We start from the raw sequence: 26,379 nt of genomic DNA on the forward strand, positions 1-26,379 counted from the left end.
TATCCAGCGTTATTTCTTCATGGCGAGTAACAGGCCAACAAGAATGCCCAGGTTATCCAATTCGATCTGTTCAACGTTTCCGCGAATAATAAAATACCCGAAGAAAGATAACAGAATAATCATGTGCGCATTATAGGGAGAGTCACGACCCTCTTTAAACGCCTTTGACACAGTTTCTTTAACGATTGCTGCGTAAACAAGTAGCAACCCAGCCAATCCGAGAAGACCGGTGCCAAACCAGACAAATAACGCGAGGTTATGGGGACCGATTGAGGTTCTAAATTTCCATAATGGATAATCTACGGCGCGATTGTTATAGACAGTTTTATAGGCGTTATTACCAAAGCCATAGCCGATAACCGGATTTTCGAGTATGAGATCCAGTGCACTGCCCTGAGTACCATTTCCATATCGGTATGAGCTGTCTGTCTGGTTGAGTTTAAAGGCCAACTTTGCCGACATTTCTTTGTGAGAGAAAATAGCGGTCGCCGCCAGAGCTGCGATAATCATTCCCACAGTCAGCATTTTCCATTTTTTATGCATCAATACCCACGCCAGCCCGATGATTAAGACTGAGAGCCATGCTCCACGAGAAAGCGTACCCAGCATCAGGAAAAGATAGAGTGCACTAAAAATAATAAAAGCGATTCTATGCTTTGTTGATTTAAATAACCAAAGATTCAGAAGTACCGGGAACAAAAAGACTAATGAATCTGAGATGCTACGGTGTCTGTAATCAATAAATGGCATAACTCCATTCTGATAATCCTTAATATAAAAGACGATCTCAGACAAGCATCGTAAACTTAAGGATGTGAGGAAAGAGATGAAAATGAATTTTGAAATAAATTCCACCTTCTCATCCCTTAATAATACGGGAATGGCAATGGTATACAACAACATATTTTCGATGACAGAATTATTAATTTCTTTCAGGCTGGCTTTTAAGTCTGGCGTCTGAAATAGCGAAAGAAGTACTGCTATGGTAAGAAATAAAATACTGCTGAAAAGGAATGTTTTGAAAATAGATGTATAATGTTTTGGTTGCTTACAAAGATAAACAATTGTTGTGATTGTCATAAGAATGACGATGAGATGTTTATAGCGTGTAATACCGCCTAAGAAATAGGTGGCGATCAACAAGAATATAAGTGTTCTATTCCAGTATGATTTCCAGTTTTTTTTCTCGTTGGAAAAAAACAATGTGAGGGCCATCTTTTCTCCGATGTCTGTTTACAATAGCTTATAAGTTTGAAACTAAGAGTTCAAATACGGCAGAGGCAGGCAAATCGGTAAGATTTCTGCTGGCGGAACGGCACTCTACCTGGTTCCTTCCATAACCACCAATTAACCCAGGGTCCGTTGGGCCGTATAGCGTTACATTTGGTCGATCTAGCGCGGCAGTCAGGTGACTCAGTCCTGTATCAACCGACACGACAAACGTTGCCCCCGCCAATACGCGCGCGACATCTTCCAGACTCATACGCGGTAAAACATCTACGTAATCAAACCCTTCTGCCAGTCTCTTCGCCCGGGCTTCTTCGTGAGCGGCTCCCCACGGCAATTTAATGCGTACTCCAGACTGACTCAGCAGGCCAATTAATTCCCGCCAGTTTGCCTCCGGCCAGTGTTTATCATCTCTGGTGGTGGCATGTAAAAATACAGCATATTGGTCCGCTTCGGTATTCATTTTGTTCAGGAAATGTTGCGCAATAGCATAATCGCCCTGAGTCTGCGGTTTGTTGTAACCCAGACTTTTGGCGAACAGTTCGCGGGTGCGCTCTACCGCATGCTGCTGTTTAGCAATATGATGTCGACAGTTGTAAAACAAGCTGGCCAGCGGCTCACGGGCTGTTTGCCAGTCCATGCCATGCTTAATGCCATGCGCCAGACGAGTGACCAAAGCCGCGCTTTTCACCAGCCCCTGCGCATCTATAATGGCATCATAATGTTGCGCCTGTACTGCCGCCTGAAAGGTTTTGCGTTCAGTTTTAATGGCGGCGGAAAACCAGGCTTTCCGCCAGCGTCGAATTGCCACCGGGATCACCCGATCAACCGCAGCATGCCATGACGGGATTTGTGCAAACCCCTCTTCCACCACCCAGTCAAAGCGAATTCCTGGAATAGCCTGCTGTGCATCAGTGAGCGCAGGAAGCGTATGTAACACATCACCCATCGATGATGTTTTGACGATCAGAACCCGCATTCGTCAGACTTCCTCTTGTAACAACAGACTGTTGAGTTCTTCCAGGACACGCTCCGGTGTAATGTCGATCAGGCTCTGGTGATACCCTTCTGCCGCATCTCCTTTCCGCACCCGGTGATAACCTGTAATCAGGCGGATCACGCGCGCTTTCTGTGACAGTGGCGGTGTGAAATCCGGGCTGCTTGGGCCATAAAGTGCGACCAGAGGGCGGTTCAGCGCCGCTGCCACGTGCATCAGGCCAGAATCGTTGGTGACAACGGCCTGACATGCCGCGAGGAGGATGACAGCCTGTTCCAGCTGCGTTTCGCCAGCCAGATTACGGCACCACGCCTGTTGTTCGGTGTTCAGAGCCGCCAGGATCTCGTTTCCGGACTCATGATCTTTCGCCGAGCCAAACAGGACAATTTGATAACCTTCATCAATGAGCTGTTTGGCCAGTTCCGCGTAGTGATAGTGCGGCCATCGTTTTGCCGGACCAAATTCAGCGCCGGGGCAAAAGCCGATTATCGGGCGTTCCGTTGAAAGTGCGAATTCTCTACAGGTGAGTGATTTTTCCCCTTCACTAACCTGCAATTGCGGCCAGAGTAGAGGTTGTGGCAAATCTTTTGCTGTCTGCATTACGCCTTTGTCGTAGGCCAGCGCAACATAGCGCTCGACCATCAATGGCCAGGCCTCTTTATCGAGCACACGCGCATCGTTAAGCAGGCCGTAGCGCATCTCGCCGCGCCAGCCCGTACGATGAGGAATGCTGGCAAAGAAGGGGACGAGTGCCGATTTAAACGAGTTTGGCAGCACGTAAGCGCGATCGTAACGTTTTTCACGCAAACTATGTCCGAGTTTGCGCCGCTCGCCAAGTTCCAGAGCGCCATGACCCAGCGGCATCGGGATCGCTTCATTGACTTCCGGCATCCGCGATAACAACGGACGGCACCACGCAGGAGCCATCACGTCGATTATCGCCTGGGGATAGCGCGCCTTGAGCGTGCGATAGAGACTTTGCGACATCATCATGTCGCCCACCCATGACGGGCCGATCACCAGTATCTTCATGCTTACTTCTTACGCGTCGCGGTTCAGCCAGGCCATATATTCCGTTACGCCTTCGGCAACGGTCTTGAACGGCTTGTCGTAGCCAGCTGCACGCAGGTTGGTCAGATCAGCCTGAGTAAACGCCTGATAGCGTCCTTTCAGTTTTTCCGGGAACGGAATGTATTCGATGTCGCCTTTTTTATGGTAAGCGAGAGCTGCATCCGCTACGGCCTGGAAGGATTCCGCACGGCCTGTTCCCAGGTTAAAGATGCCGGAAACGCCATTTTCGAGGAACCACAAATTCACGGCGGCAACATCGCCAACATAGACGAAATCGCGTTTGAAGTTTTCGCTGCCTTCAAACAGTTTCGGCGTTTCACCGTTATTGAGCTGGGTGTTCAGATGGAATGCGACACTTGCCATGCTGCCTTTGTGGCCTTCGCGCGGCCCGTAAACGTTAAAGTAGCGGAAACCTACAATTTGTGAGTTGGCTTCTGGAAGGATCTGGCGTACGTATTCATCGAACAGGAATTTGGAATAGCCGTAAACGTTCAGTGGTTTCTCGTATTCACGAGATTCAATAAAATCGGATGTGCGGCCGCCGTAGGTTGCTGCGGAAGAGGCGTACAGGAATGGAATTTCGCGCTCCAGGCAATAATGCAGCAGCTCTTTGGAGTATTGATAGTTGTTGTCCATCATATACTTGCCATCCCACTCTGTCGTAGAGGAGCATGCGCCTTCATGGAAAATCGCTTCGATATCGCCGAACTCTTCCCCTGCCATAATCTGGATCAGGAAATCTTCCTTATCCATATAGTCAGCAATGTCCAGATCCACCAGGTTCACAAACTTGGTGCCGTCTTTCAGGTTGTCCACCACCAGGATATCGGTGATGCCTTTATCATTCAGGGATTTAACGATGTTGCTGCCGATAAAGCCCGCGCCGCCGGTAACGATGATCATAACTGTAACCTTCGAATTATGGAGTCAGAGACAATCTCAGACACGAATATCCGTAATCATACCATCACATTGACTCCCCTTCAGCCATTTGCGTGGTGGATAGTGATGAGGAGAAGGAGGAACGCCTTTGCCATTAAACCCTTATGTGTATTTGTATATTTATTACAGAGGTCAGGTGAACTAATCTGTATTTTAGAATGGTAATGATTATTGCTATATCACACAAAGTTACACTCAGCATGCAGAGTGTAACTTTGTGTGATATAATGTTTCTTTTATATTAATGGTTTTTATTAGCGATGAAATCATCTACCACAATAGTAACGGCATATTTTGATATCGGTAGAGGGGAGTGGACTGCTAATAAAGGGTTCCGCGAAAAACTTTCCCGCTCAGTTGATGTCTATTTAAGTTATTTCGAACGACTGGCTGCATTAGAAAACGACATGGTCGTGTTCACGTCTCCTGATTTAGAAGCCAGGGTTGCAGAAATACGTAAGGGGAAACCGACAACAATTGTTACTGTTGATATAAAAAATAAATTCAAACACATTCGGAGCCGAATAGAGAAAATTCAGCAGGATGAAGTATTTACACGTAAATTAGAAACCCGTCAGTTAAAAAATCCAGAATATTGGTCCCCGGATTACGTGCTGGTTTGTAATTTAAAAGCATATTTTGTGAATAAAGCGATTAATTCTGGTCTGGTCAAAACCCCGCTGGTTGCGTGGATTGATTTTGGCTATTGCCGTAAACCGAAAGTCACACGCGGTTTGAAAGTATGGGACTTCCCTTTTAATCAAAATAAAATACACCTGTTCACGATCAAGAAAGGGTTAAGTGTTTCGTCATTGCAGCAATCTTTTGATTTTATGATTGGTAACCACGTTTATATTATTGGTGGTGCAATTGTTGGCTCTCAGGAAAAATGGAAAGAATTTTATCCATTAGTTACAGAGTGTCAGAAAGTCACACTAGAGAATAATATTGTGGATGACGACCAGGGCATCTTTGTCATGTGTTATTACAAACGACCTGATTTGTTTGTTCTTAACTATCTGGGCCGAGGCAAATGGTTTGATCTCTTCCGCTGTTTCAAACGAACTGCGCTTGGCGCGAAGCTCCAGTCATTAAGGCTCTTTCTTTCCAGAAAATAGTTGCCCGACATAAACGTAGAATCCGCATTTTTTGGCAAGGTACCTCCTGAGTGGGGATCTTGCCTTATCAACCTTGGTTCTCACGCCTTACACTCTGTAAATTCTAATAAATTCATGCCATTAATTGCTTTTTTGCGCAATGCATTCATTCTGAAAATCACCGATAAGCCATGTGGATACGCGTGATTTATGCTGCATTTTAAAGAAGTGATAACGCGTCATCTCGTATCAACGTATAGGTTTGGGTAATATGTGCTGAAATTTGCCCAGTCTGGAGAATCGCAATGCGTGGGGATTTTTATAAGCAGTTGAACAACGATCTGGAAACCGCTCGAGTGGAAGGATTGTTTAAAGAAGAGCGCATTATCACGTCTGCGCAGCAGGCGGACATCACCGTGGCAGATGGAAGCCACGTCATCAACTTTTGCGCCAACAACTATCTGGGGCTGGCGAATCATCCGGAATTGATTGCAGCGGCGAAAGCCGGCATGGATTCCCACGGCTTTGGTATGGCCTCGGTGCGTTTTATCTGCGGTACCCAGGACAGCCATAAACAGCTGGAGCAAAAACTGGCGAATTTTCTGGGTATGGAAGATGCCATTCTGTATTCCTCCTGCTTTGATGCCAACGGCGGCCTGTTCGAAACGTTGCTGGGTGCAGAAGATGCGATTATTTCCGATGCGCTGAACCACGCCTCTATTATTGATGGTGTACGTCTGTGCAAAGCGAAGCGTTTTCGCTACGCCAACAATGATATGCAGGAACTGGAAACACGTCTGAAAGAAGCACGTGAAGCCGGTGCCCGCCATGTGTTGATCGCGACCGACGGAGTGTTCTCCATGGACGGTGTGATTGCCAACCTGAAAGGGGTATGTGACCTGGCGGATAAATACGATGCGCTGGTGATGGTCGATGACTCTCATGCTGTCGGTTTTGTGGGTGAAGGCGGTCGTGGCTCTCATGAATACTGCGATGTGATGGGCCGTGTAGACATCATTACCGGTACGTTAGGTAAAGCACTGGGTGGCGCATCCGGCGGTTATACGGCTGCGCGTAAAGAGGTGGTGGAGTGGTTGCGTCAGCGTTCTCGCCCGTACTTATTCTCCAACTCATTAGCTCCGGCGATTGTTGCCGCCTCCATTAAAGTGCTGGAGATGGTGGAATCTGGTGGCGAACTGCGTGGTCGTCTGTGGGCGAATGCACGTCAGTTCCGTGAGCAGATGTCTGCAGCAGGCTTTACGCTTGCGGGCGCTGACCATGCCATTATCCCGGTCATGTTGGGAGATGCGGTGGTAGCGCAAGAATTTGCTCGCGAGCTGCAAAAAGAGGGTATCTATGTCACCGGGTTCTTCTATCCGGTGGTGCCAAAAGGTCAGGCGCGTATTCGTACCCAGATGTCTGCGGCGCATACGCCTGAGCAAATTACGCGTGCCGTTGCGGCGTTCACGCGTATTGGTAAACAACTGGGCGTAATCGCCTGAGGATGTGAGATGAAAGCGTTATCCAAACTGAAAGCGGAAGAGGGCATCTGGATGACCGACGTTCCTGAACCGGAACTCGGACATAACGATCTGCTGATTAAAATCCGTAAAACAGCCATCTGCGGGACCGACGTTCACATCTATAACTGGGATGAATGGTCGCAAAAAACGATCCCGGTACCTATGGTTGTTGGGCACGAATACGTTGGCGAAGTGGTCGGTATCGGCCAGGAAGTCAAAGGATTTAAAGTGGGTGACCGCGTTTCCGGTGAAGGTCATATCACCTGTGGTCATTGTCGTAACTGTCGTGGCGGACGTACTCACCTGTGCCGTAATACGACCGGTGTGGGTGTTAACCGCCCAGGCTGTTTTGCTGAGTATCTGGTTATTCCTGCGTTTAACGCCTTTAAAATCCCGGACAACATCTCCGACGATTTAGCCTCTATCTTTGACCCGTTCGGTAATGCGGTACACACCGCGCTGTCGTTCGATCTGGTGGGCGAAGATGTGCTGGTATCAGGCGCGGGCCCAATCGGTATTATGGCAGCGGCAGTGGCAAAACATGTGGGTGCGCGTCACGTAGTCATCACTGACGTCAATGAATACCGTCTGGAACTGGCACGTAAGATGGGCATCACACATGCGGTAAACGTCTCGAAAGAGAACCTGCCTGATGTGATGGCCAGACTCGGAATGACCGAAGGGTTTGACGTGGGTCTGGAAATGTCCGGTGCGCCGCCAGCGTTCCGTGCCATGCTGGATACCATGAACCACGGTGGTCGTATTGCCATGCTGGGGATCCCTCCTTCAGACATGTCTATCGACTGGACGAAGGTGATCTTTAAAGGCCTGTTTATCAAAGGCATTTATGGTCGCGAAATGTTTGAAACCTGGTACAAGATGGCCGCGTTGATCCAGTCTGGTCTGGATCTGACCCCGATCATCACCCATCACTTCTCAATTGATGAGTTCCAGAAAGGCTTTGATGCGATGCGCTCGGGTCAGTCAGGAAAAGTGATCCTGAGCTGGGATTAATATTAAAAGGGCTGGTTATCCAGCCCTTTTTTCTTAAAAACACCTGAACGCTGCGAAGGCGTTGCCATATAGTTAGTCACTTCGCAGGATTTTATCTTGCTGCTCATCTTCCGCTTAATTTGCGTTAGCGTTAATTCCGTTGGAGGAGGATGTTTTCCCCCAACCTTGCCACTGATGCTGGAAGTAAGTGACGACGGTGCTCTGGCGAATACTTTCACTCAATACGTTAAAGAACTGGTCGGCATAGACCGGCGCTAACGGTTGCTTCGGTTTACACAGCTTCACGCCACGGAACGGGTTGCGCGGTGCGTTGGGTTCGCTGTTGCCCGGTGGCGTCAGGTTCGGTGTGGAAGTATCCACCTGGGGTTCGTTGAGCAAGGTGCTTGGGCGCACCAACGTGATGTCGGCCGGTAGGTTATAGACCATCTGTTGCAACACGCGCACCGTTGATGGGTGGGGGTGTCCGATAGCAATGGCGGAACCATTACGGCGAGCTAACTCAATGGCACGATTAAACTGATGGCGGATGTCCGCTTCGTTTTGCGAGTCATCAAGGAACACTTTGCGTTTAATCACTTTCACGCCCGTTCCGGATGCGGCCCGCATTGCCTGGCTGTTGCCGATAGTCATGCTGTCGAGGAAATAGAGATCGTAACGCTCCAGTGCCTGCATCACTTTTTGCATACCAAACAGGCTGGAGGTCATCGCGCTGCCCATATGGTTGTTAAGCCCAACGGCGTACGGTACTTTGTCGACGGCATCGCGGATAATCCGCTCAATGTCGGCGCTGTTCATTTCCGGGCGTAGGGTGTCTTTCTCCAGCGGCTGCTTACTTAATGGTGCCATCGGCAGATGGATCAGGACTTCGTGGCCGCTATTGTGTGCTTTGGTTGCCATTTCACGCGCATGCGGCGCATTGGGCAGCACGGCGACAGAGATGTTGGAAGGCATCGCCAGCACCTGGTTTTCATTGTGCGGGCGATAGCCGAAATCATCGATGACGATGGCAAGTTTGCCAGCAAAAACAGGGGTTGCGAACGCCAGCAGGCTGACCAGTGAGAGCATGATACGGCGAAACTGAGGCAAAACTTATCTTCCCAACCACGGCTGTGGATTGACGGCCTGACCCTGGCGACGAATTTCGAAATAGAGCGCTGGTCGACCCTGACCACCGCTGCTGCCAACCAGCGCAATAGGCTGGCCTGCGCGCACTTGTGTACCGACACTGACCAACGCACTCTGGTTGTAACCGTAAAGGCTCATGTCGCCTTTGCCGTGTTCTACAACAACAACCAGACCGTAACCTTGTAACCAGTCCGCCAGAATGACCCGGCCATCCGCAATGGCTTTCACTTCAGTGCCTTCAGACGCACCGATAACCATCCCCTTCCACCGTAGCTCACCCTGCAGTTGTTCGCCATAACGGTGTAGCGTTGGACCGCGTACTGGCCAGAATGCCTGGCCGCGAGGCGCACCCAGACCGCCGGTACGTGATATCAGTGATTTTTCGCTTTCGGTAGGTTTATAGGTCGTGCCTTTGCGAGTCGCTTCCTGTTGGCGATTACGCACAGCTTGCGCTTCGTTGGCTTCACGTTCAGCCCGCGCTTTTGCTGCGGCTTCTGCCCGTGCAAGGCTGTTGCGCAGGCGGGATTCGTTAGCGCGCATTTCGCTCAGCTGCTGTTGGCCTTGCTGAATCGATGATTCCAGACCGGAGAGCGTTTTTTGGCGCTCATTACGCGCCTGTTCCAGTTTGGCCTGTTGGGCGCGCTGTTCGTACAGCAGCGTCTGCTGCTGGCTTTGCTTCTCTTCCAGCTCGGCCTTTTGCGAGGCCACTTCTTCACGGGTTTGCTTCAGTTCAGCGATGGTTTCCTGACGCGCCTGGTTCAAATAACCAAAGTAGGCTTGCAGACGTTGTCCACGCTGGCTCTCTTCGCCGCTGAGAATCAACTGAATTCCGGTATGTTCGCCCTGACGAAATGCGGCATCAAGCTGCGCGGCGAGGCTGCGTTCCTGACTGGCTTTTTGTTTCTCCAGTTTGGCAATGGACGCATTCATCTCGGCGATCTGTTTATTCAACTGGGCGAGGGTATTCTGGGTTTCACGCAGTTGACGGGCGGCGGCAGAAATGGCTTCTTCCTGGGCTTTTAACTGCGCAAGCAGGCTTGAGCGCTGCTGCTGTTGCTGACGTACGGCGCGTTCTTTCGCGGCGATGTCAGCCTGGATGGATTTGAGTTGGTCACGCTCATCTGCGTGTGCGGAAAAGGCGCACAACAATACGCCAGCGCTAATAACGCTGGCGTAGATCAGGGGCCTGACTGAAAACCTTTGCAGTTTCACGGCCCATGTAATGGAATTCAACGCCTTTCCCCTCATGGGGAGGGATTATTCCACGATGAACAGCGGCTTACCAGTCATCTCTTGCGGGATTTCCATACCCATCAGCGTCAGCATGGTCGGCGCGATATCGGAAAGTTTACCGCCTTCTACTGCTTTCACGTTTTTAGCACCGACATAAATCAGCGGAACAGGCAGGTTGGTATGCGCTGTATGCGCCTGACCCGTCGCCGGATCGCGCATTTGTTCAGCGTTGCCGTGGTCAGCGGTGATCAGCAACTGGCCGCCAACGGATTCAACGGCTTTGGTCACTTGCTCAACGCAGTGATCCAGCGCTTCAACCGCTTTAACCGCCGCGTCCATCACACCGGTGTGACCCACCATATCGCCGTTCGGATAGTTACAGATGATGGTGTCGTATTTACCGCTCTCAATGGCGGCAACCAGTTTTTCGGTCAGCTCTGCGGAGCTCATTTCTGGCTGCAGATCGTAGGTTGCCACTTTCGGTGAGTTGATCAGAATGCGATCTTCACCGTTGAACGGCTCTTCTACGCCGCCGTTGAAGAAGAATGTCACGTGCGCATATTTCTCGGTTTCAGAGATACGCAGCTGAGTTTTGTCGTTCTTCGCCATCCACTCGCCGAGGGTGTTCGCCAGCGATGCGGGCGGGTAAGCCACTGCGGTTTTGATGTCGGCTGCATATTCGGTCAGCATCACGAAGTTCAGATTGACCACTTTCTTACGGGCGAAACCGTCGAAGTCAGCGTTAACAAATGCACGGGTAATTTCGCGGGCACGGTCAGCACGGAAGTTCATGAAAATCAACGTATCGCCATCTTCCATCGCTGCGTCGGGCTGGCCTTCTGCACGAATCACGGTGGCTTTCACGAATTCGTCGTTTTCGTCACGCGCATAGGCGGCCTGCAGGCCTGCAACAGCGGTGTCGGTCTGGAATTCGCCCTGCGCCAATGTCATCAGGTCATACGCTTGTTCAACGCGATCCCAACGGTTGTCGCGGTCCATTGCATAGTAACGACCGATGATGGACGCTACGCGCCCTTTGCCCAGCGCGGCAAATTTGTCTTCGAATTTTTTCAGCGAGGATTCAGCGCTGCGCGGCGGGGTATCACGACCATCGAGGAAGGCGTGCAGGTAGATTTTCTCTGCGCCACGCTCGGCGGCCATTTCCACCATCGCCAGGATGTGATCTTCGTGGCTGTGTACGCCGCCCGCAGACAGCAGACCCATGATGTGCACCGCTTTACCGGTATTTTTCGCTTGATCAACGGCAGCGGTCAGCGTTGGGTTCGCAAAGAACGTGCGTTCTTTGATTTCAACGTCCAGGCGAGTCAGATCCTGATACACGATGCGGCCCGCGCCCAGGTTGACGTGACCCACTTCGGAGTTACCCATCTGGCGGTCAGGCAGACCCACTTCCAGACCGGAAGCATCGATCAGGGTATGCGGACGTTTTGCCCACAGAGCATCCATTACTGGGGTTTTGGCATTAAAAATGGCGTTATCCTGGCTGTCTTCGCGATAGCCATAGCCATCCAGGATCACCAGTACCATAGGTTTTTTAGAAACCGACATTGCGACAACCTCATACTCAAGAGACAAAAATAATTGCGTAATTTTACTACAGCTGAATCGATAAAATAGCCTCAGAAGATCAAAGAATGAAGTAGAGCGGTCTGAGGATGGCGCGGATTTACGGTTTTTTTTCCGTAGCACCCCGCAAAAATGCAATCCATTGCACGCTCTGGCTGTATTTGCGACAACGCGCAGGTATACTTCTTCCCTGGTTTTTTTAATCACTGAGTCGGGAGTTGTTACCCCCCATGCAAGAAATTATGCAATTTGTTGGCCGCCATCCTGTTCTAAGTATCGCCTGGATTGCGTTACTGGTGGCGGTATTATTCACCACGTTCAAAGGCCTGACCTCGAAAGTGAAGGTAATTACACGCGGCGAAGCGACACGTCTTATCAATAAAGAAGATGCCGTTGTTGTGGATTTACGTCAGCGCGACGACTTCCGCAAAGGCCATATCGCGGGCTCCACTAACCTGCTGCCAAGCGAAATCAAAGCCAACAACGTCGGCGAGCTTGAGAAGCACAAAGACAAACCGGTTATCGTGGTGGATGGCTCTGGCATGCAGTGCCAGGATTCTGCAACGGCGCTGATTAAAGCCGGTTTTGAGAACGTGTTTGTGCTGAAAGAAGGTGTTGCAGGCTGGAGTGGTGAAAACCTGCCTCTGGTACGCGGTAAGTAAGCTGTAGGTAAACAGGAGCAAAGTCATGGCCAATATTGAAATCTACACCAAAGCGACCTGCCCGTTTTGCCATCGTGCAAAAGCGCTGCTGAGCAGTAAGGGTGTGAGTTTCCAGGAACTTCCAATTGATGGCGATGCCGTTAAGCGTGAAGAGATGATCAAGCGTAGTGGTCGTACGACGGTTCCGCAGATTTTTATTGATGCGCAGCATATCGGTGGGTGTGACGACTTGTATGCGTTGGATGCGCGTGGTGGACTGGATCCCCTGCTGAGCTAACGCACGTCGTTAACATTGCATCAAGACAGTATTAAAGGACAACATTAAAGGGTTTTCTAAACATGTCAGAACAAAATAACACTGAAATGGCTTTCCAGATCCAACGTATTTATACCAAGGATGTCTCTTTCGAAGCGCCAAATGCGCCGCATGTTTTCCAGAAAGATTGGCAGCCAGAGGTTAAACTTGATCTTGATACGGCATCAACCCAACTGGCAGATGACGTGTATGAAGTTGTGCTGCGTGTCACCGTAACGGCTTCCCTGGGTGAAGAAACAGCGTTCCTGTGTGAAGTTCAGCAGGGCGGTATTTTCTCCATCAGTGGTATTGAAGGGACTCAAATGGCGCATTGCCTGGGTGCATACTGCCCGAACATTCTGTTCCCGTATGCCCGCGAATGCATCACCAGCCTGGTTTCCCGCGGTACATTCCCGCAACTGAACCTTGCGCCGGTCAACTTTGATGCGCTGTTCATGAACTATTTACAGCAGCAGACTGGCGAAGGTACTGAAGAACATCAGGATGCCTGATGAACCAAAGTAATGCTTCAATGACTGTGATCGGTGCCGGCTCGTACGGCACCGCTCTTGCCATCACGCTGGCAAGAAATGGCCACCAGGTTGTCCTGTGGGGCCATGATCCTAAACATATCGCGACCCTTGAACACGATCGTTGCAATGTCGCGTTCCTCCCTGATGTGCCTTTTCCTGACTCGCTTCTCCTGGAAAGTGACTTAGCCACTGCGCTGGCGGCCAGCCGTAATATTCTGGTCGTGGTGCCGAGCCATGTCTTTGGCGAAGTGCTGCGTCAGATCAAACCGTTGATGCGCCCGGATGCGCGCCTTGTATGGGCGACAAAAGGTCTGGAAGCGGAGACGGGACGCCTGTTGCAGGATGTCGCGCGCGAAGCGTTAGGACCGGAAATTCCACTTGCAGTGATCTCTGGCCCAACGTTTGCCAAAGAGCTGGCCGCAGGTTTACCAACGGCGATTTCCCTGGCCTCAACGGATGACACGTTTGCTGACGATCTGCAGCAATTGCTGCACTGCGGTAAAAGTTTCCGTGTCTACAACAACCCGGATTTCATTGGCGTACAGCTTGGCGGCGCGGTGAAAAACGTCATTGCGATTGGCGCGGGAATGTCCGACGGTATCGGTTTTGGCGCCAATGCGCGTACTGCGCTTATCACCCGTGGGCTGACCGAAATGTCACGTTTGGGGGCCGCTCTGGGCGCCGATCCGACCACCTTTATGGGGATGGCTGGGTTAGGCGATCTGGTACTGACCTGTACTGACAACCAGTCGCGTAACCGCCGCTTTGGCATGATGCTCGGACAGGGCATGGATGTTCAGGGTGCGCAGGACAAGATTGGCCAGGTGGTTGAAGGCTATCGCAATACGAAAGAAGTTCGTGAATTGGCGCACCGTTTTGGTGTCGAAATGCCAATAACCGAGGAAATTTATCAAGTATTGTATTGCGGAAAAAACGCGCGCGAGGCAGCATTGACGTTATTAGGTCGCGCACGCAAGGATGAGCTGAGCCGCCACTAGCCGCAAGGATCTGTCATCACAAAATGACCCGGCCCGCGAAGAACGGGCCGGTCGTTAGCCTCAATACCTGGAGTCTGCAATGCCGTGCGAAGAACTGGATATCGTCTGGAACAATATTAAAGCCGAAGCCCGTCAACTTGCGGACTGTGAGCCGATGCTGGCCAGTTTTTACCACGCCACGCTACTCAAGCATGAGAATCTGGGCAGTGCGCTCAGTTATATGCTGGCGAATAAACTGGCTTCGCCCATCATGCCCGCGATAGCCATACGTGAAGTGGTGGAAGAAGCCTACGCGGCAGACCCGGAAATGATCGCCTCGGCGGCCTGCGATATTCAGGCGGTGCGCACTCGCGACCCGGCGGTCGATAAATACTCAACCCCGCTTTTGTACCTGAAGGGTTTTCACGCCCTGCAGGCGTACCGTATTGGCCACTGGCTGTGGAATGAAGGTCGGCGAGCGCTGGCGATTTTCTTGCAAAATCAGGTATCAGTGAGCTTCCAGGTCGATATTCACCCGGCGGCAAAAATTGGCCGTGGGATTATGCTCGATCACGCTACCGGTATTGTGGTAGGTGAAACAGCGGTCATTGAAAACGACGTCTCCATCCTGCAATCCGTTACGCTGGGCGGGACCGGTAAATCGGGCGGCGACCGTCATCCGAAAATTCGTGAAGGCGTGATGATTGGCGCGGGGGCGAAAATCCTCGGTAATATTGAAGTCGGGCGCGGCGCGAAGATTGGCGCAGGTTCCGTCGTATTGCAGCCTGTTCCGCCGCACACCACCGCCGCAGGCGTTCCGGCACGTATTGTCGGCAAACCTGACAGCGATAAGCCGTCCATGGATATGGATCAGCATTTCAATGGGATACACCATACGTTTGAGTTCGGCGACGGTATCTGACTTTCGGGCTATCTTACTTGTCATCCTGAACCCGGGCTGTGCTCACCATCCTCACGTACTGCGTGTACGCTCCGGTGGCTGCGCGCAGTCCGTGTCCAATCTGACTGCGCCGATAACGCCCGAAAAATAAATGGCAAATGCGTTCACAGGTCGGATAAGGCGTCAGCCGCCATCCGACAAAAATCAACTACGCAATACCGCCCCAGGATACCCCAACTGTCTCCACGCTTCATACACCACCACTGACACTGCATTTGACAGGTTCATGCTGCGGCTGTCCGGCATCATTGGAATGCGAATTTTTTGTTCAGCGGGTAGGGCATCAAGAATGCTGGCGGGCAGACCTCGTGTTTCCGGACCAAACATCAAATAATCGCCATCCTGATAGCTGACTGCGCTGTGTGCCGGTGTCCCTTTGGTGGTCAGTGCAAACAGACGCTGGGGATTTTCCGCCGCCACAAAAGCGTCGTAATCGTGGTGGCGTTTTACCGCGGCGAACTCATGATAATCCAGTCCTGCGCGGCGCAAGCGCTTGTCATCCCATGTGAACCCCATCGGTTCAATAATGTGCAGACGAAAGCCGGTATTGGCGCAAAGACGAATGATGTTGCCCGTATTTGGCGGGATTTCTGGTTCGAATAGAACGATGTTTAGCATACTGCCCCCTTGAGTGCGGGGGGCAGAATAGCAGAAATCACGAGTATTATGCGACGGTCAGACGTTGTAGCTTGTAGCGTTGCAACTTATAAAGCGTGGCGGCAGCGGCCACGAGCGCTGGCAGGCTGAGAAACATCAGAATACTGTCGGCCTGCCATTGCAGAGAGAGTAACTGAGCGCTGGTCATGGTCCCAGCCACGCCGCCAAAGCGTCCGACCCCCTGCATCCATGCGATACCCGTTGCGCGGCAGTGGGTAGGATAGAACGTTGCCGCCAGTGTCTGCAGGCCGGATTGCGCGCCATTCATGGTGATCCCCATCAGGAAGATCAGCGCCCCAAACAGGATGATGTGGTTGTTTTCAAACCCGAGCGCAAGGGCGAACAGCATGGTCAGGATAAAACCGGTGGTGACCACTTTGTGCGCTTCCCAGCGGTCCATCATCCAGCCTGCCAACAGGATCCCTGCCGTACCGCCGAAGGTGAACAGCGAGGTGAGCCACGCCGATTCCGCGAGAGGGTAACCCATTCCCAGCATCAGCGTCGGCATCCAGCTCAGTAACACGTAGTAGATAACCAGCCCCATAAAGTAGGTCGTCCAGAGCATCAGCGTACCGGGTAGCCAGGGCATGCTGAACAGTTGCGCCACGCTGCCCTTTTTGTCTGCAGTGCGTTCTTCATCCAGATAAAATTGGGTGACCTGCTCAAGATTGCCCGTGATGAAACGCTGGGCGACACGTCTGATTTGCGCGATGTCTTTACCACGATGTACCAGATATTTGACCGACTCCGGCAGGAATAGCACCAGTAATACGGTTAAGACCAGCGGGGCGATCGCACCCGCCAGCAGCACGCTGTGCCAGCCGTAATGGGGGATAAGCCAGGAAGAGATTGCTCCGCCGCCCGCCGCGCCGAGAGGAAAACCGCAGTACATAGCGTTAATCGTCATCGAACGGCAACGCTTTGGCGCAAACTCTGACACTAACGTAATGGCGTTAGGCATCGCGGCACCCAGCCCGAGCCCGGTGAGGAACCGCCAGAGCGTCAGCATATTCAGCGATTGCGCATACGCGGTGCCCAGACTGGCAAGGCCAAAAAACAGACAGGAAAAGACCAGCACGCGCTTACGCCCCATGCGATCTGACATTGGCCCAGCAACCAGCGCCCCGAGTGACAGCCCCAGCAGCGCAGCGCTTAATACCGGCCCGAGATCCTGCTTCTGAATCCCCCAGTCGGCAGAGAGCGTGGGAGCAATATAGCCCATCGCCGCCGTATCGAATCCATCGATGGCCAGAACCAGAAATCCCAATACGATAATCACCCAGTGAAAGCGCGAAAAAGGAGTGTCATCTATCGCCTGCTGGATATTCACTTTGCCGGAATACACCATGTAACCCTCGCCCGTTGTGATGTTGGATGTGTGTGAATTGCTCTTGTATTTGCTTGTATATACATTTGCGATCGCACAAAAAATTGTCAAATTAATTTGGTGTAAATGTTAACCAATCGTTATTTTTGAATTAAAAATGGCCGGACTGAAAATCAGACCGGCCATTTGGGAACAGAGGATGTTAAGAGGGGCTGAGTTACGCGGCGTCACCACGGGTTAGTGACGTCAGCGCGGCAGGCAGGCTTTTTCCGAGCTCCTGCACCAGAGAATCGCGGCTGATTTCGCTAATCGTTTTTGCGCCGGTCAGCGTCATTGCTACTTTCATCTCTTTTTCGATCAGATTCAGTAAGTTGGCCACGCCCGCTTGTCCTGCCGTGGCCAGCGCGTATAGATACGCGCGCCCCAGCAGCACGGTATCAGCCCCCAGAGCGACCATGCGTACGACGTCCAGGCCGTTACGGATACCGCTGTCGGCCAGAATAGCGATATCGCCTTTAACGGCATCGGCAATGGCGGGCAGGGCGCGCGCGGAGGAGAGCACGCCATCGAGCTGACGACCGCCGTGGTTAGACACCACGATACCATCGGCACCGAAGCGCACCGCGTCGCGGGCATCTTCCGGATCGAGGATCCCTTTGATCACCATCGGGCCGTCCCAGAACTCACGGATCCACTCGAGGTCTTTCCAGGAGATAGAGGGATCGAAGTTGTTCGCCAGCCAGCCAATGTAATCTTCCAGTCCGGTCGGTTTTCCCAGATAGGTGGAAATGTTGCCTAAATCGTGCGGGCGACCGTTCAGGCCGACATCCCACGCCCATTGCGGATGGGTTACTGCCTGCCAGTAGCGGCGCAGTGCGGCATTCGGGCCGCTCATGCCTGAGTGAGCGTCACGGTAGCGTGCCCCCGGCGTTGGCATATCGACGGTAAAGACGAGGGTTGAGCAGCCTGCTGCCTTCGCGCGTTCCAGCGCGTTGCGCATAAAGCCACGGTCGCGCAGCACGTAAAGCTGAAACCACATCGGACGTTTGATGGTCGGCGCCACTTCTTCAATCGGGCAGACGGAAACGGTGGAAAGCGTAAACGGAATGCCGTGGGCATCAGCGGCGGCGGCGGCCTGCACTTCACCACGACGGGCGTACATACCGCACAACCCAACCGGGGCTAAGGCAACCGGCATCGACAGCTTTTCGTTAAACAGCGTGGTTTCCAGGCTTAAGTCAGACATGTTTTTCAGGACTCGCTGGCGAAGTGCCACCTCAGACAAATCTTCCACGTTGCGGCGCAGGGTGTGTTCCGCGTAGGCGCCGCCGTCAATATAGTGGAACAAGAAGGGGGGCAGAATGCGCTGGGCTGCGGCGCGATAATCGCTGGCTGCTGAAATAATCATGCTTTGTTCTCCCTGGAAATATCATTATGGTCTCCGGGCAGGCGGGTGATTCGCGCCTGGCGGGCCTGGTCTTCATCAAATCGTTTAATCGTGGTGTGGACAAAACCTAAGTGGGCCATCATCGCCTGACGAGCGCCTTCCGCGTCGCCTGCCACAATGGCGTCGAGAATGGCCTGATGCTGCTCTGTCAGACGAGCAAACACTGGCGGAACCAGATACATACGCTGGCGGCTCTGTTTCACCGAAGAGTGCAGTACATCGAAGAAACCTCGCATGGTCTGCAGCAGCACCACGTTGTGTGAGGCTTCGGCAATGGCGAGATGAAAGCGAACATCCGCCTGTGAGGCGATATCCGGGTCTTCACTCAGTGTGGCTTCAAAGCAGAGCTTAATTTTTTCTTTATCGATCTCAGTGGCGCGCATCGCGGCGTGCCAGGCGGTACTGGCCTCGATAGCGTGGCGGGCTTCCAGGATATCAAAACTGTAATCCGGGTCGTCTGCCATCAGGGTCTTCAGTGGCTGAACGATATTTTGTTCAGACCAGGATTCATGCTGCCAGCGGACAAATGTCCCACCGCCGCGACGGCTCAGCAGCACGCCCTCGCTCACCAGTTTTGCCAGCGCTTCGCGCAAGGAATTGCGCGACACGCCAAGCTGTACGGCCAGCTGGCGCTCAGCGGGCAATTTCATGCCCGCTTCCAGCTGTTGTTCTTCAATCAGCGCCCGCACACGAGAAGCGACCTCGTCCGACAGGCGTCTGGGCATCACAATCATGGAATCATCCAGGTCAGGACATAGGCCTGAAGCGTGGTGATCACGCCCACCATACAGGTGAAAATCAGGCTGTGTTTAACGGTAAAACGGAACAGATCCGACTCTTTGCCGACCAGCCCGACCGCCGCACAGGCGATGGCGATGGACTGCGGCGAAATCATCTTGCCGGTAACGCCCCCGGTGGTATTGGCGGCTACCATCAGCACATCAGAGACACCGATTTGCTGAGCGGCAGTCGCCTGTAGAGCGGCAAACAACGCGTTCGAAGAGGTATCTGATCCGGTCAGGAATACACCCAGCCAACCAAGGAACGGTGAGAAGAAGGTAAAAGCGCTGCCCGTGTGCGCCAGTGCCAATGCCAGTGTCGAGGAAAGGCCGGAATAGTTCGAGATAAAGGCGAACGCCAGCACCATCCCGATGGAGTAAATCGGCAGCGCCAGATCTTTCAGGGTACTGCCGAAAGTCTGGATGGCGGCAGACGGCTTCATTTTCAGCCAGACAACTGACAGTAATGCGGCAAACAGAATGGCGGTACCGGTGGCCGAGAACCAGTCGAACTTGTAGACCGCAGCGTAGGCGGTGGCTTCGTGTACCACCGGCGGCATACGGGCGACCAGTTTGTCGAGATATGGAACCGGAATGTTAACCACCCAGTGGTACATTGCGCCACCCGGCGCAAACAGCGCCTTAAACGGTGGGATACTCCAGAGAGTCACGGTCGCCGTCAGGAACAGGAACGGTGACCAGGCGCGAACCACTTGCCCCGCGGTGTAGTTTGTACGGGCCAGGGTCTGATCAACCTGTGACGCGCCCATATCGCCAAAGCGGAAGATGCGTACCGGCTGCCAGCGTTTCAGGAACAGGGTCAGACACACCAGAGAAACCAGTGACGAGATGATGTCAGGCAGCTCCGGTCCAATAAAGTTAGAGCTCAGATACTGGGCGATGGCAAACGAACCGCCAGCCACCATGACTGCAGGCCAGGTTTCCTTCACGCCGCGCCAGCCGTCCATAATCGCCATGATCCAGAACAGCACGATAATCGTCAGGAACGGCAGTTGGCGGCCCACCATCTGGCCAATTTCAAAGCTGTCCAGCCCGGTGACCTGACCGGCAACCAGAATAGGGATACCCATTGCGCCAAACGCCACAGGCGCGGTGTTCACTATCAGGCACAGTCCCGCTGCGTACAGCGGATTAAAACCCAGGCCGACAAGCAGCGCGGCAGTAATCGCTACCGGAGCGCCAAAACCTGCCGCCCCCTCAAGAAATGCACCGAAGCAGAACCCGACAATCAGCATCTGCAAACGCTGGTCAGGGGAGATCGACAATATCGATGATCGGATGATGTCGAACTGGCCTGTTTTCACCGAGATTTTATAGACGAATACCGCGGCAATAATTATCCAGGCAATTGGCCACAGCCCGTAGAAGAAGCCGTATACCACGGAGGCCAGCGCATGATCGACAGGCATTTTGTAGAACAGCAGCGCCACGGTAAGCGCAATAACCACCGTCCACGAGGCGGCAACATAGCCTTTCAGCTTGAGTTTAATCAGCGCGAAGAAAAAGAACAGAATGGGGAGCGATGCTACCAGACTGGAAAGCCAGATATTCCCGGCCGGATCGTAGTTTTGTTGCCAGAGATTCATTGCAGGTCTCCTGAGGGCCACGCACACAATGCAATGAGTCTGTGCTCATCTCTAAGTCACATTCTGTGTAAAAGTGGTCCTGCCAATATTGTTGTGTAGGGATAATGACAATGAATGGTTAACTAAATGTTATTTATTGGCAACGTTAGTGTAATGAAATTTTGGGGAAGTGTGAACCACTGAGCGGATTGGGCGGGAATTGGTAGGGCCAATCGGAGGGGCCGGGTAAGCATGGCTGCTACCCGGCTGAAGATCAGAATTCGGTCTTCGCGAAACCGGTCATCTCTTGCAGGTCCATTTCGCGACCTAACGCTGTCATCGGGTGTACGACCACCAGACCACGGACGCTTTTCTTCAGTTTGCCCATGTCAGCTTGTTCTTTTTTGGTAATCGCACGACGAAATGGCAGGTTCATCAATTTCTGTGCTTCTTTACTCAGCTTTTGACTGTGAACGTCGCGCAGACGCGCAATTTCAGCTTCCAGGGTTGTTTTTTCTTGTTCCAGTTCGGCGTACTTCTCGGCACCCTCGACAAGGGAGAGATCGGCCTGCTGGTGGCGGATGGCATCCAGGCGATCGCTGAGGCGTTTAATTTCGTTTTTTTCAATTTCTTTCATGGGATAGCTTCTGATGGAAATAGGATGAATATCTTATAGTATGCCCGCAGAGCGGTATTATTCACAACTAATGGGATAAAAATAATGAAACATGGTAAGTATTACGATGCTAATTATTTTTCGTAGTGGACTGATTAAATAAGATTTTTAGATTAAAAGGGGAGGATGTGAAGATTAATTAATCGGTTTACGATTAAGCACGTTTTCCTCAATCTCATTATTCATCTGATCCTAAACTGTAATAGGCAACCGCGTCTCTGAAACGCGGAGAATTCATGGAGGGTTTATCATGGGAAAAATCGGTGAGAATGCATCAGTTCTTATTGATAAGACTGTAGATTTCATGGCTTCAAGTCAGGCTTTCCGGGAATATCTGAATAAAACGCCGCCGCGTAATGTTGTCCCTACTGAGATACCGCAAGCGAATGTGGAGATGTATCTGCAGCGGCTGGAATATTATCGACAGATATACAGGCCAAAGCAGGACGAAAATCAGTAGGTCTGCGCCGGGCTATTTCTGAAATGCTTTTTTTAAGCTGATTTTGGAAATCAGCTCGGTCAGAGAAAGCACCATGGTTGAGCGCACTGCTTGTTGGTAGCGCTGAATTTGCATGGCATACAAACTGGGGTCAGTGGTGTCGAAATGCGGCGGCGGCGGAAGCGCCATCACGCAGTGTAGCTCACCAAATGGCCCGAGGATTTCGTCGTCCGTAAATGCGTACTCACTGCCGTCGTGATTCAGCTCTTCACGCAGCGCCATCAATAGCTCAGCATCTTCATATTCCGGACGGCTGAGAACACCTAAGCCATAGATGAGCTTCAGACGCACAGAAAGATCGCCCAGCGGTCCGTCGCCGTCGAGCAACGGTTCTACAGCATATTTCACCGCGTAATCGTCTTTGCGGAATACCTGGAGTACCAGAATATTCACCGCCTCGGTGAGTAGATCCACGGCGGTGATCAGGAAACTCCGTACGGTTTTGCCAGCATTCAGACGTTCAAGCACACGGTTTTCAAAGGCCTGGGTTTGTTCCATTATTGGCTGCATATCTGACAATCTATTATTCAGGCGCAGGATGCCCTGCGCCTGGTACGGCATCATAATTACTTTGCGTTATACGCGTTAACCGCCTCGGCAACGACATCGCTATTCGCATCCAGTCCGGAAACCTGTGCCAGCGCCGCCTGCGGGCCTTTCTCTTCAATCAGTGCAGCCAGTTCCTGAGCCTGTGGGTCTTCATCGCTGCGATAGTGCATCGCGCCGGCAATCCCTTTGACCAGATTGGCGTGCGGCAGCGCATATTCCAGCGTTCCGAGCAGCGGTTTGATCAGACGATCGCCCGCGCTCAGTTTACGCAGCGGCTGACGTCCCACACGCTCAACGTCATCTTTCAGATACGGGTTTTCAAAGCGACCGAGGATTTTCTGAATGTATGCTGCGTGTTTATCCGCATCAAAGCCGTAGCGTTTGATCAGCACCGCGCCGCTCTCTTCCATCGCGCCTTTTACCACCGCACGGATTTTCTCATCGAGAATCGCGTCACGGATGGTCTGATGACCTGCCAATTTTCCGAGGTACGCGGTTATAGCATGCCCGGTGTTCAGCGTGAAGAGTTTACGTTCGACAAATGCCATCAGGTTATCAGTTAATTCCATACCTGGGATGTTCGGCAGTTCGCCTTTGAACTGGGTCTTGTCGACAATCCATTCGCTGAAGGTTTCTACAGTCACTTCCAGCGGATCGTTGGTGGCCGAAGCCGAAGGCGGAACAATACGGTCTACGGCGGAATCCACAAAGCCCACATGTTGCTCAACCCAGGCTTTATCTTCCTCTGGCAGCGCATTCATCACATGGCCTTTCAGTTGGGTGGTGCCACGCACCATGTTTTCGCAGGCGATGATATTCAGCGGGGTTTCGATGCCCTGCGCTTTGCGTTTCACCAGACCTTTGGCAACCGCCGGCGCAATACGCTCCAGTACCACCGGCCCAACTGCAGTGGTCACGATATCGACGTGCGCGATCAGATCAATGACCTCGTCACCAATGCTGCTTACGGCATTCACGTTGGAAACGGTTTCGACCTGCTCATTTTCACCCACAACATGAACCTGATAGCTATGACGGGCATTCAGGGCGTCGAGCACCACCTGATTTACATCCGCGAAAGTCAGTTGTATCCCCGCGTCGGCCAGCAGTTTGCCGATAAAGCCACGACCGATATTACCTGCGCCAAAATGTAATGCTTTCATAGTGTTAACCTTCATTAATGTTTTTACCCGAGAGGGCTGGGGTGAGGGACAGCAAAACTTTCCCCCTCACCCTAACCCTCTCCCGTTACGGGAGAGAGTAGGACGTAGACCCGATTAACGTTAGCGTCATCGGGCTACGCGACTTACTTACAACCTGCCAGCAGTTCCAGGACTTCATCCACGCTGGTGGTGTGCGCCAGACGTTCGATCACGGATTCATCATCCAGTGCGTTGGTCAGGCTGGTAATGACCTGGATGTGCTCGTTGTTGCGTGCGGCGATACCAATCACCAGACGGGCAATGTCGTCTTCTTCTTCGCCAAAGCGAACGCCTTCCGGGTACTGGCAGAATACCACTCCCGTTTTCAGCACGCGGTCTTTGGCTTCAACAGTGCCGTGTGGAACTGCGATAGACTCGCCCAGATAGGTCGGGGTCAGCTTTTCGCGTTCAAGCATTGCATCAACATATTCCGGCTCTACGTAGCCGCCTTTTACCAGTTGCTCACCGGCAAAGAGAATCGCTTCTTCTTTCGTCGCCGCTTTGCGACCCAGGAAGATGTTTTCCGCACCCAGCTTGAACAGGTTGTTGTCGCCTTCGTCAAAGCTATCTTTCAGATGATCGCGAACTTTCTCTTCGTTGACGTTGTGGCGCTGTGCTGCAACCAGACGCTCGGTCAGGCTGGAGTACAGGCCGCTGTCCAGGAAGTTAGTCAGCGAAATATGCTGCGCCTGAGGCACCTGGCGCATTGCACGCTCGGTCAGATCGCGGTGGGTGATCACCAGATCCACATCTGGCGGCAGGCTGTTGATTGCGCTGTTGGTGACAGAGATGTGGCTCAACCCTGCATCCTGCACTTTTTTACGCAGTACACCGGCGCCCATGGCGCTGGAGCCCATACCGGCATCGCAGGCAACGATGATTTTACGCACGTGGCTCAGGTCGTTGGTGACATCACCTGCGGTCAGCGCAGATGCACCTTTAGACTCAGCTTTCATGTCGTGCATACGGCGGGTTGCCGCGTCGATATCGTCCTCTTCCTCTTTCACTTTGCTGGTTTTCAGCAGAATGGCAGAGACAACGAAGGAGACCGCCATCGCCGCACAGATTGCTGCGATGTTCGCGAAGTAGGCGCCTTTTGGCGTCATCGCCAGTACCGCCAGAATGGAACCCGGAGAGGCCGGAGAAACCAGACCGCCGTTGAGAATGGTCAGTGTGAACACACCCGTCATACCGCCAAGGATAACGGCGAGGATCAGACGTGGGTTCATCAGCACGTACGGGAAGTAAATTTCGTGAATACCACCCAGGAAGTGGATGATTGCCGCACCGCCAGCTGACTGCTTAGCGCTGCCGCGACCGAAGAACATGTATGCCAGTAGAACGCCCATCCCCGGACCCGGGTTCGCTTCAATCAGGAAGAAGATGGATTTGCCCATCTCATGGGACTGTTGAATGCCCAGAGGTGAGAAGATACCGTGGTTGATGGCGTTGTTGAGGAACAGGATTTTCGCCGGTTCAACGAAGATAGAGGCCAGCGGCAGCATGTCATGGACAACCATGAAGTTAACGCCAGCAGCCAGAATTTTGGACAGTGCTTCAACCAGCGGACCAATGCCGAGGAACGCCAGAATGGCGAGGATCATACCGATGATGCCAGCGGAGAAGTTATTCACCAGCATCTCAAAACCGGACTTGATCTTACCGTCTACCCAGCTATCGAAATGTTTGATTGCCCAGCCACCCAGCGGACCTGCGATCATCGCGCCGAGGAACATTGGCATATCCGCACCAACGATAACCCCCATCGTGGTGATTGCGCCCACCACACCACCGCGATCGCCACCGACCAGACGGCCGCCGGTATAACCTATCAGTAACGGCAACAGGTAGGTGATCATCGGTCCAACAAGCTTCGCCAGCGTTTCGTTCGGCAACCACCCTGTTGGAATGAATAATGCGGTGATAATACCCCACGCGATAAACGCGCCGATATTTGGCATCACCATGTTGCTGAGGAATCGACCAAAGCTTTGCACTTTGATCTTAATATCGGATGACATAAAAACACCCCTTCTTATGTTGCTGTCGCGCAGGCCGGAAGCCCGAGGATTATTGTTAATGTGGCGGCAGAGGTAGCCGGACCCTGTAGATACTGCGAAATCTGGCACTGAATCGTTCAACTGTCCAGTCGACGACCTGTTGTGTGATTTTTGTCACATAAATATAGGGGGTGGAGCGGTATTTGATGTGATATTGATCACGATAAGACTGTGTAAAAAAACAACAAAACGACCGAAGCGGCAAAAAATGGCAATTAAATGTGATGGTTGTCACCTTTATTCTTTGGAGGTTTGTTGAATTTTTGTGATGCTAGTCACAAGATATTTTCGCCATGGCGACGCATGGACGTGATCCTTCAGGGGTTCTACCCTTCACTTTAACGTCCCTGAAA

25 protein-coding genes are annotated in these 26,379 nt (G+C 52.2%); 9 read left to right on the forward strand and 16 right to left on the reverse strand.

Features of this window, described 5'->3' with window-relative positions; all coding sequences use genetic code 11:
• Positions 1-9 precede the first annotated feature (9 nt).
• Genes rfaL through rfaD form a run of 4 tightly spaced genes read right to left on the reverse strand, consistent with a single transcriptional unit; the run spans position 10 to position 4,198 of the window.
• Complete coding sequence (rfaL, locus tag AC07UY_RS05045) at positions 10-1,215, reverse strand: O-antigen ligase RfaL (protein WP_494700873.1); 1,206 nt, start codon at positions 1,213-1,215, stop codon at positions 10-12.
• A gap of 28 nt (positions 1,216-1,243) precedes the next feature.
• Positions 1,244-2,206: a lipopolysaccharide heptosyltransferase RfaC gene (gene rfaC, locus AC07UY_RS05050; protein WP_494700872.1), complete on the reverse strand. Its 963-nt coding sequence runs from the start codon at positions 2,204-2,206 to the stop codon at positions 1,244-1,246.
• 3 nt (positions 2,207-2,209) lie between these two features.
• A complete protein-coding gene (rfaF, locus tag AC07UY_RS05055; protein WP_494659623.1) occupies positions 2,210-3,256 on the reverse strand; it encodes an ADP-heptose--LPS heptosyltransferase RfaF in 1,047 nt (348 codons plus the stop codon).
• 9 nt (positions 3,257-3,265) lie between these two features.
• Entirely contained in the window at positions 3,266-4,198 is a 933-nt protein-coding gene (rfaD, locus tag AC07UY_RS05060; protein ID WP_203359584.1) for an ADP-glyceromanno-heptose 6-epimerase, read from the reverse strand.
• A gap of 299 nt (positions 4,199-4,497) precedes the next feature.
• Here rfaD and yibB point away from each other — a divergent pair, with 299 nt between their 5' ends.
• The 3 genes from yibB (at position 4,498) to tdh (ending at position 7,871) form a co-directional block, all read left to right on the forward strand.
• Positions 4,498-5,355: a protein YibB gene (yibB, locus tag AC07UY_RS05065; RefSeq protein ID WP_494700871.1), complete on the forward strand. Its 858-nt coding sequence runs from the start codon at positions 4,498-4,500 to the stop codon at positions 5,353-5,355.
• 284 nt (positions 5,356-5,639) lie between these two features.
• Positions 5,640-6,836: a glycine C-acetyltransferase gene (kbl, locus tag AC07UY_RS05070; RefSeq protein ID WP_494700870.1), complete on the forward strand. Its 1,197-nt coding sequence runs from the start codon at positions 5,640-5,642 to the stop codon at positions 6,834-6,836.
• A 9-nt stretch (positions 6,837-6,845) separates the two neighbouring features.
• On the forward strand, positions 6,846-7,871 hold the full coding sequence (gene tdh / locus AC07UY_RS05075) for an L-threonine 3-dehydrogenase (RefSeq protein WP_192614107.1): 1,026 nt from the start codon (positions 6,846-6,848) through the stop codon (positions 7,869-7,871).
• Between the two features lie 114 nt (positions 7,872-7,985).
• On the opposite strand, the gene AC07UY_RS05080 is transcribed toward tdh, so the two are convergent.
• The 3 genes from AC07UY_RS05080 to gpmM are packed head-to-tail and all read right to left on the reverse strand — an operon-like array spanning position 7,986 to position 11,798.
• Positions 7,986-8,936 carry a divergent polysaccharide deacetylase family protein gene (locus AC07UY_RS05080; protein WP_494659768.1) on the reverse strand — a complete coding sequence of 317 codons (951 nt, stop codon included), beginning with the start codon at positions 8,934-8,936 and terminating at the stop codon, positions 7,986-7,988.
• Positions 8,937-8,960: 24 nt separating this feature from the next.
• Positions 8,961-10,220: a murein hydrolase activator EnvC gene (envC, locus tag AC07UY_RS05085; protein WP_494659769.1), complete on the reverse strand. Its 1,260-nt coding sequence runs from the start codon at positions 10,218-10,220 to the stop codon at positions 8,961-8,963.
• A gap of 33 nt (positions 10,221-10,253) precedes the next feature.
• Positions 10,254-11,798, reverse strand: coding sequence for a 2,3-bisphosphoglycerate-independent phosphoglycerate mutase (gpmM, locus tag AC07UY_RS05090; RefSeq protein ID WP_494700869.1), 1,545 nt, complete (start codon positions 11,796-11,798; stop codon positions 10,254-10,256).
• Between the two features lie 248 nt (positions 11,799-12,046).
• Between gpmM and AC07UY_RS05095 the strand changes: the two genes are divergently transcribed.
• From AC07UY_RS05095 to cysE, 5 genes are all read left to right on the forward strand, one after another.
• Complete coding sequence (locus AC07UY_RS05095) at positions 12,047-12,478, forward strand: rhodanese-like domain-containing protein (protein ID WP_494659627.1); 432 nt, start codon at positions 12,047-12,049, stop codon at positions 12,476-12,478.
• Between the two features lie 25 nt (positions 12,479-12,503).
• Positions 12,504-12,755 (forward strand): glutaredoxin 3, encoded by a 252-nt coding sequence (gene grxC, locus AC07UY_RS05100; protein WP_152400605.1) that lies wholly within the window; start codon positions 12,504-12,506, stop codon positions 12,753-12,755.
• A gap of 62 nt (positions 12,756-12,817) precedes the next feature.
• On the forward strand, positions 12,818-13,285 hold the full coding sequence (gene secB, locus AC07UY_RS05105) for a protein-export chaperone SecB (protein WP_096759097.1): 468 nt from the start codon (positions 12,818-12,820) through the stop codon (positions 13,283-13,285).
• Positions 13,285-14,304 carry an NAD(P)H-dependent glycerol-3-phosphate dehydrogenase gene (gene gpsA, locus AC07UY_RS05110; RefSeq protein ID WP_494659628.1) on the forward strand — a complete coding sequence of 340 codons (1,020 nt, stop codon included), beginning with the start codon at positions 13,285-13,287 and terminating at the stop codon, positions 14,302-14,304. The genes secB and gpsA overlap by 1 nt, the downstream gene beginning before the upstream one ends.
• Positions 14,305-14,383: 79 nt before the next feature.
• Entirely contained in the window at positions 14,384-15,205 is an 822-nt protein-coding gene (gene cysE / locus AC07UY_RS05115; protein WP_192614113.1) for a serine O-acetyltransferase, read from the forward strand.
• 183 nt (positions 15,206-15,388) lie between these two features.
• On the opposite strand, the gene trmL is transcribed toward cysE, so the two are convergent.
• From trmL to AC07UY_RS05145, 6 genes are all read right to left on the reverse strand, one after another.
• Positions 15,389-15,862: a tRNA (uridine(34)/cytosine(34)/5-carboxymethylaminomethyluridine(34)-2'-O)-methyltransferase TrmL gene (trmL, locus tag AC07UY_RS05120; RefSeq protein ID WP_494659629.1), complete on the reverse strand. Its 474-nt coding sequence runs from the start codon at positions 15,860-15,862 to the stop codon at positions 15,389-15,391.
• Between the two features lie 46 nt (positions 15,863-15,908).
• Positions 15,909-17,249 carry an MFS transporter gene (locus tag AC07UY_RS05125; protein WP_490469277.1) on the reverse strand — a complete coding sequence of 447 codons (1,341 nt, stop codon included), beginning with the start codon at positions 17,247-17,249 and terminating at the stop codon, positions 15,909-15,911.
• A 196-nt stretch (positions 17,250-17,445) separates the two neighbouring features.
• Positions 17,446-18,636, reverse strand: a complete 1,191-nt coding sequence (gene lldD, locus AC07UY_RS05130) for an FMN-dependent L-lactate dehydrogenase LldD (RefSeq protein WP_203359594.1) — start codon at positions 18,634-18,636, stop codon at positions 17,446-17,448.
• A complete protein-coding gene (gene lldR / locus AC07UY_RS05135) occupies positions 18,633-19,409 on the reverse strand; it encodes a transcriptional regulator LldR (RefSeq protein WP_192614117.1) in 777 nt (258 codons plus the stop codon). The genes lldD and lldR overlap by 4 nt, the downstream gene beginning before the upstream one ends.
• Positions 19,406-21,061 carry an L-lactate permease gene (lldP, locus tag AC07UY_RS05140; RefSeq protein WP_203359595.1) on the reverse strand — a complete coding sequence of 552 codons (1,656 nt, stop codon included), beginning with the start codon at positions 21,059-21,061 and terminating at the stop codon, positions 19,406-19,408. Before lldP ends, lldR begins: the two co-directional genes overlap by 4 nt.
• Before the next feature lie 253 nt (positions 21,062-21,314).
• Positions 21,315-21,677 (reverse strand): YibL family ribosome-associated protein, encoded by a 363-nt coding sequence (locus AC07UY_RS05145; RefSeq protein ID WP_203359596.1) that lies wholly within the window; start codon positions 21,675-21,677, stop codon positions 21,315-21,317.
• A gap of 289 nt (positions 21,678-21,966) precedes the next feature.
• On the opposite strand from AC07UY_RS05145, the gene AC07UY_RS05150 reads away from it, so the two are divergent.
• On the forward strand, positions 21,967-22,176 hold the full coding sequence (locus AC07UY_RS05150) for a hypothetical protein (RefSeq protein WP_192614120.1): 210 nt from the start codon (positions 21,967-21,969) through the stop codon (positions 22,174-22,176).
• A 12-nt stretch (positions 22,177-22,188) separates the two neighbouring features.
• Here the strand turns inward: AC07UY_RS05150 and mtlR are convergent, their stop codons facing one another.
• The 3 genes from mtlR to mtlA all read right to left on the reverse strand — a co-directional run bounded on the left by mtlR (position 22,189) and on the right by mtlA (position 25,987).
• The gene (mtlR, locus tag AC07UY_RS05155) at positions 22,189-22,776 is read right to left on the reverse strand and encodes a mannitol operon repressor MtlR (protein WP_203361186.1); all 588 of its coding nucleotides are present in this window, start codon (positions 22,774-22,776) and stop codon (positions 22,189-22,191) included.
• Positions 22,777-22,781: 5 nt separating this feature from the next.
• Positions 22,782-23,927: a mannitol-1-phosphate 5-dehydrogenase gene (gene mtlD, locus AC07UY_RS05160; RefSeq protein WP_276293494.1), complete on the reverse strand. Its 1,146-nt coding sequence runs from the start codon at positions 23,925-23,927 to the stop codon at positions 22,782-22,784.
• 143 nt (positions 23,928-24,070) lie between these two features.
• On the reverse strand, positions 24,071-25,987 hold the full coding sequence (gene mtlA / locus AC07UY_RS05165) for a PTS mannitol transporter subunit IICBA (protein WP_494659632.1): 1,917 nt from the start codon (positions 25,985-25,987) through the stop codon (positions 24,071-24,073).
• Between the last annotated feature and the right edge of the window lie 392 nt (positions 25,988-26,379).

It is taken from the genome of Citrobacter sp. GW821-FHT02E08 (assembly GCF_059421685.1).

Coding starts and splice junctions, on each gene's coding strand:
- lldR (WP_192614117.1), bottom strand. CDS start 19,409: ATGATTGTGATGCCCAGACGCCTGTCGGACGAGGTCGCTTCTCGTGTG.
- kbl (WP_494700870.1), top strand. CDS start 5,640: ATGCGTGGGGATTTTTATAAGCAGTTGAACAACGATCTGGAAACCGCT.
- lldP (WP_203359595.1), bottom strand. CDS start 21,061: ATGAATCTCTGGCAACAAAACTACGATCCGGCCGGGAATATCTGGCTT.
- AC07UY_RS05145 (WP_203359596.1), bottom strand. CDS start 21,677: ATGAAAGAAATTGAAAAAAACGAAATTAAACGCCTCAGCGATCGCCTG.
- mtlA (WP_494659632.1), bottom strand. CDS start 25,987: ATGTCATCCGATATTAAGATCAAAGTGCAAAGCTTTGGTCGATTCCTC.
- AC07UY_RS05150 (WP_192614120.1), top strand. CDS start 21,967: ATGGGAAAAATCGGTGAGAATGCATCAGTTCTTATTGATAAGACTGTA.
- gpmM (WP_494700869.1), bottom strand. CDS start 11,798: ATGTCGGTTTCTAAAAAACCTATGGTACTGGTGATCCTGGATGGCTAT.
- mtlD (WP_276293494.1), bottom strand. CDS start 23,927: ATGAAAGCATTACATTTTGGCGCAGGTAATATCGGTCGTGGCTTTATC.
- AC07UY_RS05080 (WP_494659768.1), bottom strand. CDS start 8,936: ATGCTCTCACTGGTCAGCCTGCTGGCGTTCGCAACCCCTGTTTTTGCT.
- yibB (WP_494700871.1), top strand. CDS start 4,498: ATGAAATCATCTACCACAATAGTAACGGCATATTTTGATATCGGTAGA.
- lldD (WP_203359594.1), bottom strand. CDS start 18,636: ATGATTATTTCAGCAGCCAGCGATTATCGCGCCGCAGCCCAGCGCATT.
- trmL (WP_494659629.1), bottom strand. CDS start 15,862: ATGCTAAACATCGTTCTATTCGAACCAGAAATCCCGCCAAATACGGGC.
- secB (WP_096759097.1), top strand. CDS start 12,818: ATGTCAGAACAAAATAACACTGAAATGGCTTTCCAGATCCAACGTATT.
- rfaC (WP_494700872.1), bottom strand. CDS start 2,206: ATGCGGGTTCTGATCGTCAAAACATCATCGATGGGTGATGTGTTACAT.
- AC07UY_RS05095 (WP_494659627.1), top strand. CDS start 12,047: ATGCAAGAAATTATGCAATTTGTTGGCCGCCATCCTGTTCTAAGTATC.
- rfaL (WP_494700873.1), bottom strand. CDS start 1,215: ATGGCCCTCACATTGTTTTTTTCCAACGAGAAAAAAAACTGGAAATCA.
- tdh (WP_192614107.1), top strand. CDS start 6,846: ATGAAAGCGTTATCCAAACTGAAAGCGGAAGAGGGCATCTGGATGACC.
- grxC (WP_152400605.1), top strand. CDS start 12,504: ATGGCCAATATTGAAATCTACACCAAAGCGACCTGCCCGTTTTGCCAT.
- gpsA (WP_494659628.1), top strand. CDS start 13,285: ATGAACCAAAGTAATGCTTCAATGACTGTGATCGGTGCCGGCTCGTAC.
- mtlR (WP_203361186.1), bottom strand. CDS start 22,776: ATGCCGTACCAGGCGCAGGGCATCCTGCGCCTGAATAATAGATTGTCA.
- rfaF (WP_494659623.1), bottom strand. CDS start 3,256: ATGAAGATACTGGTGATCGGCCCGTCATGGGTGGGCGACATGATGATG.
- cysE (WP_192614113.1), top strand. CDS start 14,384: ATGCCGTGCGAAGAACTGGATATCGTCTGGAACAATATTAAAGCCGAA.
- AC07UY_RS05125 (WP_490469277.1), bottom strand. CDS start 17,249: ATGGTGTATTCCGGCAAAGTGAATATCCAGCAGGCGATAGATGACACT.
- rfaD (WP_203359584.1), bottom strand. CDS start 4,198: ATGATCATCGTTACCGGCGGCGCGGGCTTTATCGGCAGCAACATCGTT.